Source organism: Roseobacter cerffii (assembly GCF_054226325.1).
In genome coordinates this window covers 116,596-134,865 of record NZ_CM135757.1, presented here as the reverse complement: position 1 = coordinate 134,865, position 18,270 = coordinate 116,596, and the positions used below count along the sequence as shown (strand labels likewise).

The 18,270-nt window shown below is 63.1% G+C and carries 20 protein-coding genes and 1 pseudogene; 19 read left to right on the top strand and 2 right to left on the bottom strand.

Annotation, left to right across the window (positions count from 1 at the left end):
- Positions 1–24 precede the first annotated feature (24 nt).
- The 19 genes from ACVC7O_RS00660 to ACVC7O_RS00570 all read left to right on the top strand — a co-directional run bounded on the left by ACVC7O_RS00660 (position 25) and on the right by ACVC7O_RS00570 (position 15,442).
- Positions 25–972, top strand: a complete 948-nt coding sequence (locus ACVC7O_RS00660) for a carbohydrate ABC transporter permease (RefSeq protein ID WP_458324179.1) — start codon at positions 25–27, stop codon at positions 970–972.
- Positions 972–1,157, top strand: coding sequence for a hypothetical protein (locus ACVC7O_RS00655; protein WP_458324178.1), 186 nt, complete (start codon positions 972–974; stop codon positions 1,155–1,157). The genes ACVC7O_RS00660 and ACVC7O_RS00655 overlap by 1 nt, the downstream gene beginning before the upstream one ends.
- Complete coding sequence (locus tag ACVC7O_RS00650; protein WP_458324177.1) at positions 1,154–2,092, top strand: carbohydrate ABC transporter permease; 939 nt, start codon at positions 1,154–1,156, stop codon at positions 2,090–2,092. The genes ACVC7O_RS00655 and ACVC7O_RS00650 overlap by 4 nt, the downstream gene beginning before the upstream one ends.
- Positions 2,089–2,283, top strand: coding sequence for a hypothetical protein (locus ACVC7O_RS00645; protein WP_458324176.1), 195 nt, complete (start codon positions 2,089–2,091; stop codon positions 2,281–2,283). The genes ACVC7O_RS00650 and ACVC7O_RS00645 overlap by 4 nt, the downstream gene beginning before the upstream one ends.
- Positions 2,283–2,654 (top strand): bleomycin resistance protein, encoded by a 372-nt coding sequence (locus ACVC7O_RS00640; RefSeq protein WP_458324175.1) that lies wholly within the window; start codon positions 2,283–2,285, stop codon positions 2,652–2,654. The genes ACVC7O_RS00645 and ACVC7O_RS00640 overlap by 1 nt, the downstream gene beginning before the upstream one ends.
- Positions 2,647–3,744 (top strand): ABC transporter ATP-binding protein, encoded by a 1,098-nt coding sequence (locus ACVC7O_RS00635; protein WP_458324174.1) that lies wholly within the window; start codon positions 2,647–2,649, stop codon positions 3,742–3,744. Before ACVC7O_RS00640 ends, ACVC7O_RS00635 begins: the two co-directional genes overlap by 8 nt.
- Complete coding sequence (locus ACVC7O_RS00630; RefSeq protein ID WP_458324173.1) at positions 3,737–4,732, top strand: ABC transporter ATP-binding protein; 996 nt, start codon at positions 3,737–3,739, stop codon at positions 4,730–4,732. Before ACVC7O_RS00635 ends, ACVC7O_RS00630 begins: the two co-directional genes overlap by 8 nt.
- Before the next feature lie 13 nt (positions 4,733–4,745).
- On the top strand, positions 4,746–6,377 hold the full coding sequence (locus ACVC7O_RS00625) for a dihydroxyacetone kinase subunit DhaK (RefSeq protein WP_458324172.1): 1,632 nt from the start codon (positions 4,746–4,748) through the stop codon (positions 6,375–6,377).
- A 10-nt stretch (positions 6,378–6,387) separates the two neighbouring features.
- Positions 6,388–7,464: a LacI family DNA-binding transcriptional regulator gene (locus tag ACVC7O_RS00620; RefSeq protein WP_458324171.1), complete on the top strand. Its 1,077-nt coding sequence runs from the start codon at positions 6,388–6,390 to the stop codon at positions 7,462–7,464.
- Between the two features lies 1 nt (position 7,465).
- A complete protein-coding gene (locus ACVC7O_RS00615) occupies positions 7,466–8,518 on the top strand; it encodes a sugar phosphate isomerase/epimerase family protein (protein WP_458324170.1) in 1,053 nt (350 codons plus the stop codon).
- A 2-nt stretch (positions 8,519–8,520) separates the two neighbouring features.
- A complete protein-coding gene (locus tag ACVC7O_RS00610) occupies positions 8,521–9,654 on the top strand; it encodes a Gfo/Idh/MocA family protein (protein WP_458324169.1) in 1,134 nt (377 codons plus the stop codon).
- 238 nt (positions 9,655–9,892) lie between these two features.
- Entirely contained in the window at positions 9,893–10,576 is a 684-nt protein-coding gene (locus ACVC7O_RS00605) for a PAS domain-containing protein (protein ID WP_458324168.1), read from the top strand.
- 93 nt (positions 10,577–10,669) lie between these two features.
- Positions 10,670–11,284 carry a ribonuclease D gene (locus ACVC7O_RS00600; protein ID WP_458324167.1) on the top strand — a complete coding sequence of 205 codons (615 nt, stop codon included), beginning with the start codon at positions 10,670–10,672 and terminating at the stop codon, positions 11,282–11,284.
- Entirely contained in the window at positions 11,281–12,246 is a 966-nt protein-coding gene (locus ACVC7O_RS00595) for a KpsF/GutQ family sugar-phosphate isomerase (RefSeq protein ID WP_458324166.1), read from the top strand. Before ACVC7O_RS00600 ends, ACVC7O_RS00595 begins: the two co-directional genes overlap by 4 nt.
- A 6-nt stretch (positions 12,247–12,252) precedes the next feature.
- Positions 12,253–12,861: a hypothetical protein gene (locus ACVC7O_RS00590; protein WP_458324165.1), complete on the top strand. Its 609-nt coding sequence runs from the start codon at positions 12,253–12,255 to the stop codon at positions 12,859–12,861.
- Between the two features lie 3 nt (positions 12,862–12,864).
- Positions 12,865–13,356, top strand: a complete 492-nt coding sequence (locus ACVC7O_RS00585; protein ID WP_458324164.1) for an LptA/OstA family protein — start codon at positions 12,865–12,867, stop codon at positions 13,354–13,356.
- Positions 13,356–14,114 carry an LPS export ABC transporter ATP-binding protein gene (gene lptB, locus ACVC7O_RS00580; protein ID WP_458324163.1) on the top strand — a complete coding sequence of 253 codons (759 nt, stop codon included), beginning with the start codon at positions 13,356–13,358 and terminating at the stop codon, positions 14,112–14,114. Before ACVC7O_RS00585 ends, lptB begins: the two co-directional genes overlap by 1 nt.
- Positions 14,115–14,366: 252 nt before the next feature.
- On the top strand, positions 14,367–14,933 hold the full coding sequence (hpf, locus tag ACVC7O_RS00575; protein ID WP_458324162.1) for a ribosome hibernation-promoting factor, HPF/YfiA family: 567 nt from the start codon (positions 14,367–14,369) through the stop codon (positions 14,931–14,933).
- A 44-nt stretch (positions 14,934–14,977) separates the two neighbouring features.
- On the top strand, positions 14,978–15,442 hold the full coding sequence (locus ACVC7O_RS00570) for a PTS sugar transporter subunit IIA (RefSeq protein ID WP_458324161.1): 465 nt from the start codon (positions 14,978–14,980) through the stop codon (positions 15,440–15,442).
- A 19-nt stretch (positions 15,443–15,461) separates the two neighbouring features.
- Here the strand turns inward: ACVC7O_RS00570 and ACVC7O_RS00565 are convergent.
- Together ACVC7O_RS00565 and ACVC7O_RS00560 are read right to left on the bottom strand one after the other, a co-directional pair.
- Positions 15,462–17,162: pseudogene (locus ACVC7O_RS00565) on the bottom strand (DUF5927 domain-containing protein).
- Entirely contained in the window at positions 17,159–18,145 is a 987-nt protein-coding gene (locus ACVC7O_RS00560) for a glycosyltransferase family 2 protein (RefSeq protein ID WP_458324160.1), read from the bottom strand. Before ACVC7O_RS00560 ends, ACVC7O_RS00565 begins: the two are co-directional and overlap by 4 nt.
- Positions 18,146–18,270: the final 125 nt, after the last annotated feature.

The window sequence follows — 18,270 nt, the reverse complement described above, 5'->3', positions numbered from 1 at the left end:
CCTGCGACGGGAAAGTCGTGCCAGATGACAGAGACCCCCATCACCCGCGCTGCCCAGGCCACACCGCCCACTGTGGCGCGCAAGATCCGCGGCCTCAGCGACCGGGCCATCGCCTGGATTTTCGTAGGCCCTACGATCTTCCTGCTGCTGGCGATCAACATCTTCCCGCTGATCTGGACGATCAACCTCAGCTTCACCAACTTCCGCGCCAACCGACCCAATCGCGAGGTCGATTACGTGGGCCTGCGCAATTACGAACGCATCCTCACGGACAGTGACATCTGGCTCAACATGCAGGCCACCGCGCATTTCCTCTTCTGGACAATCCTGCTGCAGGTGCTGATCGGCTTTACGCTCGCCTATCTCATCAACAAGAAATTCAAGGGCAACGACCTCTGGACCACGATCATCGTACTGCCGATGATGCTGTCTCCGGCGGTGGTGGGCAACTTCTGGAAGTTCCTTTACCAGCCGCAAATCGGGCTCTTCAATTACATCGTCGCCTTCTTTACCGGCCGCGACCCCTCCAGCTTTGAGATGCTGGGCCAGGTGAACCTCGCGCCCTGGTCGATCGTGATCGTCGACACCTGGATGTGGACGCCTTTTGTGATGCTGATCTGCCTCGCGGGTCTGCGCTCGATCCCGGACTACATCTACGAGGCGGCCGAGATCGACCGCGCCTCGAAACTGCGTCAGTTCTTCACCATCACCATCCCCATGGTGCTGCCCTTCCTGATGCTCGCGGTGCTCTTCCGTGGCATCGAGAACTTCAAGATGTTCGACCTTGTGGTCCAGCTCACCGGTGGTGGTCCCGGCTCCACGACCGAGCTCACCTCGATCAACCTCAAGCGCGAGGCCTTCGAGAAGTGGCGCACGGGCTATGCCTCGGCCTATGCGATCATCCTCTTCGTGACCGTCTTCGGCCTCGCCTCGATCTACGTGAAAGCCCTCAACAAGGTGAAGGAGCGGTGATGTCATTCTGTGAAATCCGCCTGCCCAAGGATTCCCATCTCTCCAGCTGGGCTGCCCCGCTGACCCCCTTGGCGCTGGCCTTCGCATCGCTGGCAGATCACGCCAACACCGACACCCCACCCGCCCGGATCGAGAGTATGGCGATCGCCGATCCGCAGCCGGACCCATCGGAGACACCATCATGAGCAGCTTCTCCGTCACCGAGCCCAGCACCCGCTCGAAATGGTTCGCCGGCTCTCTCGTGATCCTCTATGCGCTGATCACGATGGTGCCGCTGGCGTGGATCATGCTCACCGGGTTCAAGTCGCCCGCCGACGCCATCAGCTACCCCCCCAAGGTGATCTTCGATCCCACGCTCGAAGGCTACGTGAATCTCTTCACCACACGCACGCGCCAGACCGACGAATTCCTCGCCGCAAACCCGCCCGAGACCTGGTACGAGGAGATCGTGCGCCAATACGATATGGTCATCGCGGGCCCGTCGAAATTCGGCGAACGCTTCCTCAACTCGGTGATCATCGGCTTCGGCTCCACCTTCCTTAGCATCTTCCTCGGCACGCTGGCCGCCTATGCCTTCAGCCGGTTCAAGATCCCGCTGGCCGATGACTTGCTGTTCTTCATCCTCAGTACACGGATGATGCCGCCCATCGCCGTGGCCATCCCGATCTTCCTGATGTACCGCCAACTGGGTCTGTCGGACACGCACCTGGGCATGATCCTGCTCTACACCGCGGTCAATATCTCGCTAGCGGTCTGGCTGCTCAAAGGCTTCATCGATGAAATCCCGCGCGAATACGAAGAGGCGGCGCTCATCGACGGCTACACCCGCTTTCAGGCCTTCTACAAGGTTGTGCTGCCGCAAGCGGCGACCGGCATCGCCTCCACCGCAATCTTCTGCCTGATCTTTGCGTGGAACGAATACGCCTTTGCCGTGCTGCTCACCTCCGGCACCGCGCAAACGGCACCGCCCTTCATCCCGACGATCATCGGCGTGGGTGGCCTCGACTGGCCCGCCGTAGCAGCGGGCGCCACCATCTTCCTGCTGCCGGTGATGATCTTCACCGTGGCCCTGCGCAAACACCTGCTGCGCGGCATAACATTCGGAGCCGTACGGAAATGAGCAATTTCATCTCAGGCCTCCTGCGTCTCCGCCGCGGGCCGTGGGAGATGCTGGCGACCATCATCATCGCCGTTGGTGTCTTCATGCTGATGCAACCCTTCGTGATGTGGGCCTACACCTATTCCTTCATCACGACACTCATCGGCACGGTGATGTTCATCATCGTCAGCCACTTCCCGGAGGACCGCTGATGTTCCTCTCGACCTGCGCAATCCTGCCTTGCGCCGATATGGACCGGACGGTGGCCTTCTACGAAAGCCTGGGCTTTGAGCTGCAAGGCCGGTGGGACGATTTCGGCGGCTACCTGATCTTCGTGAAGGACAAGATGGAGCTGCATTTCACCCATGATCCCAAGCATAAGGCAGATACCTCCGATCACGCGGTCTACATCCGCACCGACGATGTGGATGGCTTCGGCACGACGGTCGCGGAGCTGGAACTCTTGGACAACGGCTTTCCCCGTGCCGACGGGCCCGAGGATCGCGCCTGGGGCATGCGCGAGCTGCACCTTCTGGACCCCGATGGCCACCTTTTGCGCATAGGGCAATATCTCGATGGCTGAGATTCAGATCAAAAACGTCCGCAAGGAATTCGGCGATTTCACTGCGGTGAAAGAAAGCTCCTTCACCATCGAAGACGGCGAATTCTTCATGCTGCTCGGCCCCTCCGGCTGCGGCAAAACCACGACGCTGCGGATGATTGCGGGGTTGGAGTTGCCCACCTCGGGCGAAATCTATCTCGACGGCGAAGAGATCAGCCAGAAGCCGCCCAGCCAGCGCGACATTGCCTTTGTCTTCCAGATGTTCGCGCTCTACCCGCATATGAATGTCTACAAAAACCTCAGCTACCCGCTGGTCAGCCAGGGCATGGCGCGGCGCGACGTCAAGGCCAAGGTCGAAGACGTCGCCACCATCCTCGGCATTCAAGACATCCTGAAGAAACCGGTGGGCGGGCTCTCGGGTGGCGACCGGCAACGCGTCGCGCTCGGGCGCGCCATCGTGCGCGACCCCAAGGCCTTCATGATGGACGAGCCCCTGGGCGCGCTCGACGCTGAGTTCCGCGAGCACATGTCGGAAGAGCTGCGCGCGCTGCACGATCGCATGGGCGCCACCACCGTCTACGTCACGCACGACCAGCTTGAGGCGATGCAGATGGGCGACAAGATCGTGGTCATGAACAACGCGGTGGTCGAGCAATTCGGCACGCCACAGGAAATCTACGACAAGCCCGCCACCATGTTCGTCGCCGACTTCATCGGCTCGCCCTCTATGAACTTCCTCAGCTTCGAGGGGTCGGTCGCCGACGGCGCGCAAAGCATTGAAATGCAGGGGCACGCCCTGGCCGTCCCGCGCCAGATGCAGGGCGCATCCGGCAAGCTGGTGTTCGGCGTCCGCCCCGAGCATGTCACCCTTAGTGACACCGGCGATTACCGCGGCGAAGTGTTGGCGACCGAATATCTCGGCACCACGCAGATCATCACGCTCGACACGCCCAACGGCGAACTCAAGGCGCGTGTCCCGGCCGGCCAGGTGGCCACGGTCGGCGAAAGAGTCGGGCTCGGCTTCAAGGGTGAGGCGGTGACGCTCTTTGATGAAACTACGGGCCGCGCACTGCGTTCCGAGCTCAATGAGGGGATCGTGACCCATGGCTGAAGTGATCCTCAAGGGCGTCTCGAAGTCCTTCGGCGACACGGTCGGCGTTGCCGATATCGACATGACCATCCCCGACGGCGCCTTCGTCGTACTGCTCGGCCCCACAGGCGCGGGTAAGACCACGACCCTGCGCCTGATCTCGGGTTTGGAAAAGCTCGACGCGGGCCAGATCAGCATCGGCGGTCGCATCGTCGATGGCGACACGCCCGCCCAGCGCGATGTCGCCATGGTGTTCCAGCAATATTCGCTCTACCCCCATCTGACCGTGCGCGAGAACCTCGAATTCCCGCTCAAATCGCCGATTCTCAACACACCGAAATACGAAATCGCCCGCAAGGTGACCGAGGTCGCGCAGGTCCTGCAGATCAGCCACAAGCTCGACAACAAGGCCACCGCACTGTCGGGGGGCGAGATGCAGCGGGTCTCCATCGGGCGTGCGCTGGTGCGCGACCCGCAGGTCTATCTCATGGACGAACCGCTCAGCTCGCTGGATGCCAAGCTGCGCACCGATCTGCGGATCGAGCTCAAGCGCATTCAGGCGAGCCTCGGTGCCACCATTCTCTACGTCACCCACGATCAGATCGAGGCGATGACCATGGCGACCCATGTTGGCGTCCTCAACGAAGGGCGGCTGGTGCAATTCGGCACCCCGCGCGACATCTACGAGAACCCGAACTCCGTCTATGTCGCCTCCCGCCTCGGTCAGCCGCGCATCAATATCCTGCCGGGTGATCTCTTCGGCACAGCCCCAAAAGGCGCTCATCAGATCGGCTTGCGGCCCGAGCATGTGGCCCAAGGCGATGGGCGCGAGGCCCGCGTGGATCGGCTCGAACGGCTGGGCGATCACACCCGTCTGCACCTGCATCTCGACGGGCATGACATCATCACTCTGGCCGACCCGCATGCCGACTACGCCCCCGGCAGCGCACTGAAGATCGCGCCGCAGGACCCCTTGTGTTTCGACGCCCGGGGCGACCGGATTTACTGAGAAGGAGACGACCATGGCACAGTTCATCAACGACAAGGAAACGCTGGTCACCGATGCGATTGACGGTCTCCTCGCCGCCTCCGGTGGGCGGCTTTACCGGCTGGATGGTTATCCGCACATCAAGGTTGTCTGCCGCAGCGATTGGGACAAATCCCGCGTCGCGCTGATCTCGGGCGGCGGGTCCGGGCACGAACCGGCCCATGCCGGGTTCGTGGGCGAAGGCATGCTGACAGCGGCGGTCTGCGGCGAAGTCTTTGCCTCGCCCTCTGTCGATGCTGTGCTTGCCGGAATTCTCGCCGTGACGGGCGAGGCCGGGTGCCTGCTGATCGTGAAGAACTACACCGGTGACCGGCTGAACTTCGGTCTCGCCGCAGAACGTGCGCGTGCGTATGGTTTGAAAGTCTCAATGGTGGTCGTCGATGATGACGTCGCCTTGCCAGACCTGCCGCAAGCGCGCGGCGTGGCGGGCACCCTCTTCGTGCACAAGATCGTGGGGGCCCTGGCCGATGACGGCGCTGACCTCGACACAATTACTCAAGCCGCAGAGCGGATCGTCGGGCAGATGGCCTCCATCGGCAAATCGCTCGACACCTGCACCGTCCCGGGCTCCGCCAAGGAGGATCGCATCGCCCCCGGCAAAGCCGAGCTTGGCCTTGGCATTCACGGCGAGGCGGGCGTCGAGCAGGTCGACTTTACCGGCGCCACGCGCGCGATGGAGATGGTGCTCGACAAACTCGCCCCGCATATGGATGACAAACCGCATGTCGCCTTGCTCAACAACCTCGGCAGTACCACACCACTGGAAATGTCCGTACTCGCCCACGCGCTGGCCACCTCGGACAAGGCGACGTCCATCACGGCAGTGATCGGTCCCGCGCCGCTGATGACGTCGCTCGACATGCACGGGTTCTCCGTCTCCATCCTGCCGCTGACACCCGAGAACGAAGCCGGGCTTGCGCGCGCGGTTCCCCTGTCGGACTGGCCGGGCCTCTCGCCGCTCACCCCGGTGGATGTGAAACCTCTGCCAGATGGTCTCAGCCCCATTCAGCCGATCCCCTCGGATCACCCGGCCACTCGCAGCCTGATCGAGACCTGCTGTGACCTGCTGATCGCCGCAGAAAGCGATCTCAACACGCTCGACGCCAAGTCCGGCGACGGTGACACCGGCAGCACCCTCGCCACTGCCGCTCGCGCGCTGAAAGGGTCGATGGACCGGATGCCGCTCGCGGACCTGACACAGCTGTTCCGCGCGGTCGGCAATGAACTCAGCCAGACCATGGGCGGCTCCTCTGGCGTGATCCTCGCGATCTTCTTCGGAGCCACCGGCGACGCCTGCGCCAATGGCAAGCCCACGCCTGAGGCCCTGCGCGCGGGCCTCGACCGGATCAGCCAGGTGGGCGGTGCCCAGCGGGGAGATCGGACGATGATCGACGCGCTGCACCCAGCGTTGGAGGCGCTCTCACAGGGGGTTGACGCTGCCGCCGAAGCTGCCCGTACGGGTGCGAATGGAACTGCACAGATGACGCGCGCAAAGGCCGGTCGCGCCTCCTACGTCCCGGAAGAAAACCTGATCGGCCACAACGACCCCGGCGCCGAGGCCGTGGCACGGCTCTTCGAAGGGCTGGCCGCCGCGCTGAAGGCATAGCCAGGTCGCCATGAAGACCAGCCGAGACACCCCTCTGAACCCCACGGTCAACGACATCGCCCGCGTCGCGCAGGTGAGCCTCGCGACCGTGGACCGGGTGTTGAACGAACGCCCCGGCGTGCGCAAGGTCACGGTCGAAAAGGTCAACCGCGCCATCGCCGATCTGGGCTATGTGCGCGACACGGCCGCCGCCAATCTGGCCCGCGGACGTGTCTATCGGTTTCTCTTCATCCTGCCCGCCGCCAACAATGAGTTCATCGACCTGATCGAGCGGCAAGTGAGCGATCTCTCAACCGGTCTCAAACGGGAACGCACGCAGGTCTCCTGCACCCGCGTTCCCGCCTTCGACCCCATGGCCCTCGCCGAAGCGATCAACGCGCTTGATCCTGCGCAGGTGGATGGCGTGGCGATCTTCGGGCCCGAGACGCCGTCCGTCCGGGACAGTATCTCGCGGCTGCGCGCCCATGGGGTCTCGGTCGTCTCGCTGGTGTCGGACATCCCCAGCTCTGAGCGCAACGCCTATGTGGGCATCGACAACATCGCCGCCGGGCGCACGGCAGCGCAGCTGATGGGCCGCTTTCTCGGGCCCGTGGGCGGCGATGTTCTGGTGGTCACTGGCTCGATGCTGGCGCGGGACCATCTGGAGCGTCGCCTTGGCTTTGACGAGGTGATGGCCCGCGACTTTCCGCATCTGAACGTGCTGGCTTCGCTGGAAGGTCGCGACGATCCCGACCTGATCGAACGGCTCATGCCGCAGGCGCTCTCGAGCGAGCGAAATATTGTCGGCATCTACTCCTCCGCCGCCGGAAACGCCGGGCTGATCCGGCATTTCGATGCAACGGCGCCCGCGCCGCACCCTGTGGTCATCGCGCATGAACTGACGCCACTGTCGCGGGACGCCTTGGGCCGCGGGCTGTTCGACGCGGTGATCAGCCAGGATTCGGGCCACCTGGTGCGCAGTGCGGTGCGGATCATGCGCGCCAACAGCGACAGCGCGCCAATCAACATGGCGCAGGAGCGCATTCGGATTGATGTATACCTGAAGGAAAATCTGCCGCCCGACCCGGGCAGCTCAACGGGAGGATGAGATGAAGACGATCAAGGGACCGGCGCTGTTTCTGGCGCAATTCGCGGGCGACGACGCGCCCTTCAATTCATGGGGCGCGATCACCAAATGGGCCGCCGATTGTGGCTACAAGGGCGTGCAACTGCCAAGCTGGGACGGGCGCCTCTTCGACCTCGCGAAGGCGGCAGACAGCAAGGACTACTGCGACGAGATCAAAGGCACAGCGGCAGAGAACGGCGTTGAAGTGACCGAGCTCTCGACCCACCTGCAAGGCCAGTTGGTCGCCGTGCATCCGGCCTATGACGCGGCCTTCGACGGCTTCGCCGACCCTTCGGTGCACGGCAACCCCAAGGCCCGACAGGAATGGGCCGTGGACCAGGTGATGAAGGCGATCAGCGCCTCGGCCAACATGGGGATCAAGAACCACGTGTCCTTCTCCGGCGCGCTTGCCTGGCCCTATATCTACCCCTGGCCGCAGCGCCCCGCAGGGCTGGTCGAGACCGCTTTCGACGAGCTCGCCAAGCGCTGGCGTCCGATCCTCGACCACGCCGACGCGCACGACGTGAACATCTGCTACGAAATCCATCCAGGCGAAGACCTGCACGATGGCGTGACCTTCGAGATGTTCCTCGAACGGGTCGACAACCACGCCCGCTGCAACATGCTCTACGATCCGTCGCATTTCGTGCTGCAGTGCCTCGACTACCTCGATCACATCGACATCTATGCCGACCGGATCAAGATGTTCCACGTCAAGGACGCGGAGTTCAATCCGACTGGGCGGCAGGGCGTCTATGGCGGCTATCAGTCTTGGGTCGACCGTGCAGGCCGCTTCCGCTCTCTGGGCGACGGGCAGGTAGATTTCGCAGCGATCTTCTCGAAACTGGCGGCCAATGACTTCGACGGCTGGGCCGTGGTCGAATGGGAATGCTGCCTCAAGCACCCCGAAGATGGCGCGCGCGAAGGCGCACAATTCGTCAAGGACCACATCATCCGCGTAACCGAACGCGCCTTTGATGATTTCGCTGACGGGGGCACCGACGACGCCGCGAACCGCAAGATGCTGGGGATCTGATCATGAGCAATCGCATACGCCTAGGTATGGTTGGCGGCGGTAATGACGCCTTCATCGGCGCCGTACACCGCATCGCCGCGCGGCTGGATGACCGCTACGAGCTCGTTGCCGGCGCCCTCTCGTCCACGCCCGAGAAATCGCGCGCCTCGGGCGACGCGCTGGGGCTGCCGCGCATCTATGATGATTTCAAGCAGATGGCGATCCGCGAAGCGCGTCTGAAAACCGGCATCGAAGCGGTCGCCATCGTCACACCCAACCACATGCATTTCGCCGCCGCGCGCGAATTTCTGAAACGCGACATTCACGTGATCTGCGACAAGCCTCTGACCTCGACCATGGCGGACGCCCGCAAGATGGTGAAGGCGGTGGAGGCGTCGAACGCGCTCTTCGTGCTCACCCACAACTACACCGGCTACCCGATGGTGCGCCAAGCGCGCGAGATGGTGGCCAACGGAGAAATCGGCAAGATCCGCGTCGTGCAGGTCGAGTACCCGCAAGACTGGCTCACGATCGAGCAGGATTTCAAACAGGCCAACTGGCGCACCGATCCCGCGCGGTCCGGGGCAGGGGGCTCGACCGGCGATATCGGGACTCATGCGCATAACCTCGCACGGTTCATCACCGGGCTCGAGGTGGACAGCCTCGCCGCCGACCTCGACGCCTTCGTGCCGGGCCGACAGGTCGATGACAACGGGCACGTGATGCTGCGGTTCAAGGGCGGCGCCAAGGGAATGCTCTGGTGCAGCCAGGTCGCGCCGGGCAATGAAAACGCCCTGCGCATCCGCGTCTATGGCGAGACCGGCGGCCTCGAATGGGCGCAGGAAGACCCGAATTACCTCTGGCACACGCCCTTTGGCGAACCCAAGCGGCTGATCACCCGCAATGGTGCTGGTGCTGGCGAGGCGGCAGCCCGGGTGACCCGCGTGCCACCCGGACACCCCGAGGGCTATCTCGAAGGCTTCGCGAACATCTACAGCGAAGCAGCCGAGGCCATCATCGCCCACCGCGACGGCACAGCGCCCGGCGGCGATGTCACCTACCCAACCATCACCGACGGCTGGCGCGGTATGCAGTTTATCGACGCCTGCGTGCGCTCCTCGGCCCGCAATGCCGCCTGGGTCACCCTCGCCGATTAACCATACCGGCGGTCCACGACGACCGTGAACACAGTGTTCACAAACCAGAAACCAACACCCGCGGCGCCCCGGCGCTGCGGGTATCCTTTTGAAATCCATCGGCTTTCAAAACGCGGCGCAACCCGCCCTTCTTCGCACCTGCAGCATCGCTCAAACTCGTCTCAAATCTGCGCAGCTTTCGAAACGACTTGGCAAGACCTTTGGGCCACCCTTCGTATTTTAAGAGTTGAGGGGACCCATGTTAAACACCACCTCCGCAGAGAAACTTGCGGCGATACTTGATCAATTTTCCGTCCCAATGTTCGCAGCAGAACGGGCATCCGACAAAAGTGATTTCGAGATTATCTGCATCAACCGCGCCCACGCCGAGGCCACCGGGTTTGAACCCGCCACGGCCCGCGGCACCAGCCTGCGCGATCTGCTTCCGCCGCCTCAGGCGGATATCGTGATTGGCCGCTATACCGAATGCGCCCGCACCCAGAGGCCGCTGCGCTATCTGGAAACGCTGGCCTTGCCGGGCGGCGTTCAGCAATGGGACACGACCATTCAGCCCGTGCGCCTGCCCTCGGGCGGCGATCGTGTCATTGGCACCGCGATCCAGATCGCCGTGGAGGCGCAGTCGGAAGGCACTCAGATGACCTTCGATAACATCCGCTATTTCTCGGCGCTCGCGGACATGCAACTGCAGAACCTTCTGGGCATGTTCGATGCCGCGCGCGAGCAGGGGCTGTTCAGCGATGACAGCGCCAGCCGGGTCAGCCGTCTCTGCTGTGTCTGCCGTTCCGTGCAACGCTCGGTCGAAGACATCCGCGAGACGGTGCGCCGCGCCACGCCGGATCTTTCCGCCGAAAAGGGCGATCCGACCCCGACCGGCGGCAGCACCCTGCGCGCCCTGAACGAAAGCACAGGTGCCGAAATCTGAGCGCTGGCGCCGGGTCACGCTGGGCCAAAAGCCGCTGGCCTTTCCCCCCAAGCGGCGCTTTCACATGGCTGAAAGGCAAGCTATAGGGGGCGCATGACACACAGCGTTTACAAACATGATCTGCCGGATGGGCTCGACCTCGGGCCCATCGTCGCCATCGATTGCGAGACCATGGGCCTGAACCCGCACCGCGACCGGCTCTGCGTCGTGCAGCTCTCAGGTGGTGACGGCAAGGCACATCTGGTGCAGATCGCGCAAGGTCAGACCGAGGCGCCGAACCTCTGCGCCCTGCTGGCCGATCCCAAGGTGCTCAAGCTCTTCCACTTCGGGCGCTTCGACATCGCGGCGATGCAGCATACCTTCGGCACACTCGCGGCACCCGTCTACTGCACCAAGATCGCGAGCCGCCTTGTGCGCACCTATACCGACCGGCACGGATTGGCGAAGCTGCTGCAGGAGATGCTGAACATCGACATCTCCAAACAGCAGCAGTCGAGCGATTGGGGCGCCGACACGCTGACCGAAGCACAGGTGGAATACGCCGCTTCCGACGTGCTCTACCTGCACCGTCTGCGCGAGGCGCTGAACGTCATGCTGGAACGCGAAGGGCGGATGGAGCTGGCGCAGGCCTGTTTTGATTTCCTGCCGACCCGCGCCCGGCTCGACCTCGAAGGCTGGCCTGACACGGACATCTTCACCCATTCATGAGCACGCCGTTCCTCGATACCGCCCGGCGGGTGATCCGCATCGAGGCCGAGGCGCTCGGCACGCTGGCCGAGACGCTTGATGGCCGGTTTCGTGACGCCATCGACCTGCTGCTCAATGCCAAGGGCCGCGTGATCGTCACCGGCATCGGCAAATCAGGCCATATCGCCCGCAAGATCGCGGCCACCATGGCCAGCACCGGCACGCCTGCGCAATTCGTGCACCCGGCGGAAGCGAGCCATGGCGATCTGGGCATGATCACCAGCGCCGATGTAGTGCTGGCGATTTCGAACTCGGGCGAGGCGCCGGAGCTCGCCAACCTCGTTGCCTACTCCCGACGGTTCAGCATCCCGCTGCTGGGCATCACCAGCGTTGAAGGCTCAAGCCTCGGGCGCGAGTGCGACGTGGTACTGCTGCTGCCCCGCCTCGGCGAGGCCTGCGGCACGGGCGTCGTGCCCTCGTCCTCCACTACGATGACCCTGGCACTGGGCGACGCGCTGGCCATCGCGCTGATGGAACACCGCGCCTTCACGCCGGAAAACTTCCGCGACTTTCACCCCGGTGGCAAACTGGGCGCCCAGCTCAGCCGGGTGTCCGACCTCATGCACACCGGCCCAGCCCTGCCGCTCATCTCGCTCGATACGCCGATGTCGGAGGCGCTGATCGAGATCAGCCAGAAGGGCTTTGGTGTCGTCGGTGTCCAGAATGGCGAGGGTCATCTCGCCGGGATCATCACCGACGGTGACTTGCGGCGGCACATGGACGGGCTGCTCGACCAGCGCGCACAGGATGTGATGACACCCGCGCCCACGACCATCGAACCGGACGCTTTGGCCGAAAAGGCGGTGGCGGTGATGAACGACGGCAACAAGGGCCGCGGGATCACCTGCCTCTTTGTCGTCGATGGCCCGAAACCCGTGGGCCTGATCCACATTCACGACTGCCTGCGCGTCGGCCTCGGATAAGCCGCGATGAAGGGGGACCGCTATTCGCGCACGGTGGCCTTATTGAAAGTGGTGCTGCCGCTCGCCGCCCTTGGCCTGCTCTCGACGCTGTTCCTGCTCTCCCGCGTTATCGACCCGACCGAGGCGATCCCCTTCGCCGATACCGAAGTGCAGGACCGGCTGCTCAACCAGCAGATCTCCGGGCCCTACTATTCCGGCACCTCGGCAGATGGCGACCAGATCGCCTTCGTGGCGGAAAAGGTCACCAGCCCCGGCGGCCTCACAGGCGCCAGCCAGGCCGAAGACGTCTTCGTCAAGATCGACATGGTGGGCGGCACCACCATTAACGTAACGTCAGATGCGGCCCTCGTGAACATCGCCAATGACCTTGCGAACTTGACCGGGAACGTCGTCGTCACCACCTCGCAAGGGTACGTGATGACCAGCCAGGCGCTCTCGGCCCGGGTGACCGTCCTGAACCTGCGCTCGCCCGGCACCGTGCTCGCCACGACGCCCGGCGGTGACCTCGTGGCAGGCGCGATGGAGCTTTCGGCCGAAGAGTCCGGTGGCCCCGCCCAATTGGTTTTCACAAACGGCGTGAAACTGGTATATCAGCCCAAACAGGTGGATGACTGACCCGTGATTTTATTAAGACTTATTCTGCTGCCGCTGTTTCTGCTGGCCACAGCCCCTGCCCTTTTCGCGCAAGGCACTCAAGTCGCCTTTGGCGCCATCAAGCAGGACACCGATCTGCCCGTCGAAGTCACCGCCGAGAACCTCGCGGTCGATCAGGAGACCGGCGAGGCCGTCTTCACCGGGAACGTCATCGTCGGCCAGGGCGAGATGCGGCTCTCGGCTGAACGCCTTCTGGTCGTCTACCGCGAAAACACCCAAGGCATCGAGCGTATGGAAGCGACGGGTGGGGTCACCCTCGTCTCCGGCCCCGATGCCGCCGAATCCGAACGCGCCGACTACAGCATCGATGATGGCGTGATCGTGATGACCGGCAATGTGCTGCTGACCCAGGGGCCCTCGGCGCTGACCGCCGACAAGATGACCGTACAGCTCGAAGACGGCACCGCGCAGATGAGCGGATCGGTCAAGACGATCCTGCAGACAGGCAATCAGTAATGGCCCAACCCAAGCTGACCGTGGCCGAAGGCTCTGCCGGGCTGCATGTGGACCACCTGCGCAAATCCTACCGCAAGAAAACCGTCATTCGCGATTTCTCCATGTACCTCGAACGCGGCGAGGTCGTGGCCCTTCTGGGCCCCAACGGGTCCGGCAAAACGACGACCTTCTACGCCGTCGCGGGCCTCGTGACACCCGAGGGCGGCAGCGTCACGATCGACGGGCAGGATGTCACCGCGCTGCCCATGTATCGCCGCGCCCGGCTGGGCATCGGCTATCTGCCGCAGGAGATGAGCATCTTCCGTGGGCTCTCCGTGCAGGACAATATCAGCGCGATCCTCGACATCACCGAGGCCGACCGCCACAAGCGGCGCGAACGGCTCGAGGAACTGCTCAGCGAGTTCTCCATCGAACACCTCCGCCGCGCGCCCGCGCTGGCGCTCTCGGGTGGCGAGCGTCGCCGTGTCGAGATCGCGCGCTGCCTCGCCGCCAGCCCCAAATATCTGCTGCTCGACGAACCCTTTGCGGGCGTCGATCCGATCTCGGTGGGCGACATCCGGCACCTCGTGGCTGACCTCAAAAAGCGCGGCATCGGTGTGCTGATCACCGACCACAACGTGCGTGAAACCCTCGAAATCGTGGACCGCGCCTACATCCTGCACGAGGGCCGCGTGCTGATGTCCGGCACCCCCGATGACGTGGTCCAGAACGAGAACGTCCGCCGCGTCTACCTCGGCGACAACTTCAAAATTTCCTGACTAAAGACCATCGGCGTGAAAACACTTTTTACGCGAATCCACGCCGCTTTTATTTGACTCCCAGACAGATTTTCGGGCTCAATGAAGGCATGGCACGCACCCGGTCCTGTCTGATGTCGCATCGTCCTCCTTGCCAGGGCTCCGACGTCAGGCATCGGGTCGAACGCCACTTTCCGTGACTGTGACTTTCGGCCTCCCGGCGCCCGTGCGCCCGGAGTGCAAGCCCACGGTCCGCCATACGAAGGAGTGACTATGCGGTATCAAATCAGCGGCAAACAGATCGACATTGGCGAAGCGCTGCAAACCCACGTGAAGGATGAACTGGGCGAAGCAGTGAAGAAATACGCCGAACGCCCGACCGAAGCGGTGGTGGTGTTCTCCAAGTCGGCCCATGAGTTTGTCTGCGAAGCGACCGTGCACCTCTCCACCGGCCTGACCGCCCAGGCCAAGGCCCACCAGACCGAGATCTATGCCGCGTTCGATGCCTGTTGCGACAAGATGGAAAAACAGCTCCGAAGATACAAGCGTAGGTTGAAAGACCATCACAAAGATCGGGCCGAACCGGTTGAAATCTACGGCGCGTCCTCATATATCCTCGCATCAGACGCCGACTCAGGCGAACAGGAACCCGAGACCCTGCAACCGATCATCGTTGCCGAGATGGAAACCAAAATCCCATCTCTCTCCGTGGGCGAAGCGGTGATGCAGATGGAACTGGCCGGCGCGCCGGTTCTGGTCTTTAGAAACGAAGGCAAAGAGGGCTTGAATGTCGTATACCGTCGCGATGACGGGAACATTGGCTGGATAGACCCGCAGTAGGATTTCTACCGAGGCACAATTGCCTCCCAACTAGTGCGAGCAGAATGGATTTTAACAAACTCCTCAAGCCTGAGGCCGTGAAGGTATTGACCTCCGCCTCAAGCAAGAAACGCCTTATGCAGGATCTCGGCGATCTCGCGGAACAGGCGTATGGGCTGAAATCGGGTGATGTGCTCGATGCCTTGCTGGCGCGCGAAGCGCTGGGGCCCACCGGTGTCGGACATGGCATCGCGCTGCCACATGCGCGGCTCGATGGTCTCGATACGGTCGTCGGCGCCTTTGTCCTTCTCGACAAACCCATCGACTTTAACGCGGTGGACCGCCAGCCGGTCGACATCGCCTTCGCGCTCTTTGCGCCGGAAGATGCCGGGGTCGAGCACCTCAAGGCGCTCGCGCTCGTTTCGCGCACCCTGCGCGATCCGGGCATCTGCTCGAAACTGCGGGCGAACCCGAACCCGGCGACGCTGCACACGATCCTGACCTCGGCGGAATCCGAACAGGCGGCCTGATCCGCCTGTCGTTGCGCAGTTACCGCACGAGGTAGGGCTTGCGCGGCTTGTCCCGATCCTGCACCACGGTGCCCTGATCGACCGGGAAATCCCCCATCAGATAGGGGTGCATGCCCTGGTTCTTAAGGTTCTGGAGGAACTGGCCAAAGCCGGTCAGATCGACCATCCGCGGCACCTCTGACAACCGTCTCTGGCTGGTCGGGCCAATCTCATCAAGGATCGTCTGCAACGGCTCCATCGGCGCTTCGATGAAATCCGCCATGGTCCAGATGCGCACCCGCGCCTTGGTCCAGCTCGACCGCAGCACCTTCAGATGCTCGCTCTCGATCTTCTGCAGCTCGGCGGCGGCTTTGCGCAAATCCATGAAATTCGCGTTCGACCGGAAGAGCGGCACCGCCCAGGCGCCACTGATCACCGAGATCTGGGCATTGGGGTCCTTCGCGACACGCCAATTAATCGCCTGGTTGTCTCCGGGCCCGAACTGGAAACACTGCCGTTCGCCGCGGGTGTTCCAGATCAGGTTCGTCAGGAAGGCCTCGGGGTTGTAGTCCCGCAGGATCGCACTGTCGCTCAACGCCCCGTTCATCACCGTTTGCCGGTCCGCGAAATGTGCGCGGTCCGGTGCGAAAAGATGGCCGTGCACGCGCGCGCCCGTTGCCTTCGCCAGCCACGGCTCGAAATTGTCGAAGAGCTCCGCAAACCCCTGGAACATGGAATAGGGCGCCGCCGTCACACCGTTTTCGCGATCCTCGCGCGGATAGCGGCTCTGCATGTAAAGCCCCGGCCGCCCGCGCGTGCGCCGGTCCACCGCCTTGGCAAAGATGCGGTCAATCTTGCCCGGATTGGGCTCGGTCTTCTTCATCGCGCCTGCCGGGTCCGCGAGAAACGCATCGTAAAGCCGGTGCGCATGCGGCCAGATCTTGCGCGCCACAAAGCAGTCCGACCGCCGCAGCAGTTGCAGATGATCGTCATAGAAGATGTGCGGCTTGCCCTGGAAATCGAACTTCGACAGCGTCAGCGACCGGCTCTCGATGGTGATCGCATATTGCCGGACCAGGGTCTGGAAATAGCTCTCATCGGGGATCCACACCCGGCGGAAATACTGCTCGAAATCGCCGCGCGCCGGGTCCTGCAGAATGGCCGACAGGGTCTGCCGTGTCAGGCACCACCACTGCGAGCCGATATGCGGGATCAACCCACCCGGCACCTTGCGGTTGACCCCCAACAGCCGTTGCAACGTCACATAGCGATCAAAGAGAAACCGGTGCCGTTTCCACGCAAAGGGAAAACGCAGCGTGAACCGTTCCGCCTACAGCCCGCCGACCGTCCATGGCACATCCGAAGTGGTGGCACTTTCGATGAAATCGGTCTTCGGCCTGTCCGCCAGATAGTCGATCAGCTCGCTGACAGGTCGCAGCGGCAGGCACGCGCCCGACGCCAGATACACATGCCGCACCTCCGCATGGCGCGCCAGCATCTGCTCGGACGCCGATTGCGTCGCCGCCACGATCCCCCAGGTGCCCCATTCGCACCGGAAGCGTTTCGAGAACGACAGGCTCGGCACATCGGCCAGCGCCTGCTCGAACGCGTCAAACACCCGGCGCGGCACCCGCTTGTCCACATGGATGATGACCGGACAGCCCGCCGCCGACCAATGCCGCGCCACCTGCTCCGCCCGGTCAAAGGCGGTGTGCACCAGCATCACGACACCGACGCTCACGCCCAATTCCCCTTGGACATCAGGCCGAGGATCTCAAGCTGGCGCCAGTTGATGTATTTCTCCGACCATTTGCACCACAGCTGCGGCTCTTCCTCCAGCCCCGCCGTATAGGCGCGGTACTCGGTCGATTCCGCATAATGCTCGCGGCGGGTTGCCTCCTCGGCGGCCTTCGCGGCGAAGGTGTCGAGAAACTTGGCGTGCAACAGCACGCCCGAGGCTTTCTCGCCGCCCCAGTCGTCATAGACGAGGTTCAGCCCGCGGGGCAGCAGCATATGGGTCGAGCTCACATAGGCATACCGCCGGTCCCATTTCACCAGCGGGATTTTGTTCAGCGCCGGTGCCAGGTCCGGCGTATCGGGAAAGAACACCCGGCTGCGCGGCCCGCCCTGGATCCACAGGTTGCCGTAAAGCGGATTGCGCGACATCGTGTAGTTGCCGCTGTCGAACCAGCAGGCGATATCGATGGGGTTCTGCCCGGGCAGATACGGCTGCGCATCCAGCCGACCCTTCGGATACATATCCAGCATCATCGCCGAGAATGTCCGGATCGAACAGCTGTCGAGCCAATCGGTCAGCGCGCGCAGCGGGCGCGTATCACAGAACGGATAAACCAGGAACTCGTCGGAATCGACGGTCAGGCACCAGTGCCCATGACCATAGCGCCCTTGCAGGTAGTTCAGCCAGTCGACGCCAAACCGTGCCGACTTGTAACTGCCCGCCGTCCGCCACAGCGACACATCCGGCTGTTCGGCCAGATACTCCATCGATCCATCGGTGCTGCCATTGTCCACGATCAGGAAATGCGTGACCCCCATGTCGCGATAGTATTCGAGGAAGTAAGGCAGACGCGGCATCTCGTTGCGCTGCGTCGAAAACAGCAGGATGTCGGTGCGACGCAGCCGCGCTGTCCGATCAGAGACCCGACGCAACTGCAGGCTTTTCCGGCGGGCGCGCATACGCAAACGCTTGCGCGCCCAACGCATCCGGTAGGATCCCAAGATTCCCAAGCTTCAGACCTTCTCCGCCGCCTCCACCACCGGTTTGAAAGAGCCTCGTGCCCCGTATCTCCAGCGATCGATTTGTGTCGCGATTGGTTAACTGCGACTTA

What these genes read in the sequence shown, in the direction of transcription:
- ACVC7O_RS00600 (WP_458324167.1), top strand. Translation starts at nt 10,670, where the DNA reads ATGACACACAGCGTTTACAAACATGATCTGCCGGATGGGCTCGACCTC.
- ACVC7O_RS00655 (WP_458324178.1), top strand. Translation starts at nt 972, where the DNA reads ATGTCATTCTGTGAAATCCGCCTGCCCAAGGATTCCCATCTCTCCAGC.
- ACVC7O_RS00605 (WP_458324168.1), top strand. Translation starts at nt 9,893, where the DNA reads ATGTTAAACACCACCTCCGCAGAGAAACTTGCGGCGATACTTGATCAA.
- ACVC7O_RS00595 (WP_458324166.1), top strand. Translation starts at nt 11,281, where the DNA reads ATGAGCACGCCGTTCCTCGATACCGCCCGGCGGGTGATCCGCATCGAG.
- lptB (WP_458324163.1), top strand. Translation starts at nt 13,356, where the DNA reads ATGGCCCAACCCAAGCTGACCGTGGCCGAAGGCTCTGCCGGGCTGCAT.
- ACVC7O_RS00610 (WP_458324169.1), top strand. Translation starts at nt 8,521, where the DNA reads ATGAGCAATCGCATACGCCTAGGTATGGTTGGCGGCGGTAATGACGCC.
- ACVC7O_RS00590 (WP_458324165.1), top strand. Translation starts at nt 12,253, where the DNA reads ATGAAGGGGGACCGCTATTCGCGCACGGTGGCCTTATTGAAAGTGGTG.
- ACVC7O_RS00630 (WP_458324173.1), top strand. Translation starts at nt 3,737, where the DNA reads ATGGCTGAAGTGATCCTCAAGGGCGTCTCGAAGTCCTTCGGCGACACG.
- ACVC7O_RS00615 (WP_458324170.1), top strand. Translation starts at nt 7,466, where the DNA reads ATGAAGACGATCAAGGGACCGGCGCTGTTTCTGGCGCAATTCGCGGGC.
- ACVC7O_RS00570 (WP_458324161.1), top strand. Translation starts at nt 14,978, where the DNA reads ATGGATTTTAACAAACTCCTCAAGCCTGAGGCCGTGAAGGTATTGACC.
- ACVC7O_RS00635 (WP_458324174.1), top strand. Translation starts at nt 2,647, where the DNA reads ATGGCTGAGATTCAGATCAAAAACGTCCGCAAGGAATTCGGCGATTTC.
- ACVC7O_RS00625 (WP_458324172.1), top strand. Translation starts at nt 4,746, where the DNA reads ATGGCACAGTTCATCAACGACAAGGAAACGCTGGTCACCGATGCGATT.
- hpf (WP_458324162.1), top strand. Translation starts at nt 14,367, where the DNA reads ATGCGGTATCAAATCAGCGGCAAACAGATCGACATTGGCGAAGCGCTG.
- ACVC7O_RS00645 (WP_458324176.1), top strand. Translation starts at nt 2,089, where the DNA reads ATGAGCAATTTCATCTCAGGCCTCCTGCGTCTCCGCCGCGGGCCGTGG.
- ACVC7O_RS00650 (WP_458324177.1), top strand. Translation starts at nt 1,154, where the DNA reads ATGAGCAGCTTCTCCGTCACCGAGCCCAGCACCCGCTCGAAATGGTTC.
- ACVC7O_RS00640 (WP_458324175.1), top strand. Translation starts at nt 2,283, where the DNA reads ATGTTCCTCTCGACCTGCGCAATCCTGCCTTGCGCCGATATGGACCGG.
- ACVC7O_RS00620 (WP_458324171.1), top strand. Translation starts at nt 6,388, where the DNA reads ATGAAGACCAGCCGAGACACCCCTCTGAACCCCACGGTCAACGACATC.
- ACVC7O_RS00660 (WP_458324179.1), top strand. Translation starts at nt 25, where the DNA reads ATGACAGAGACCCCCATCACCCGCGCTGCCCAGGCCACACCGCCCACT.
- ACVC7O_RS00560 (WP_458324160.1), bottom strand. Translation starts at nt 18,145, where the DNA reads ATGCGTTGGGCGCGCAAGCGTTTGCGTATGCGCGCCCGCCGGAAAAGC.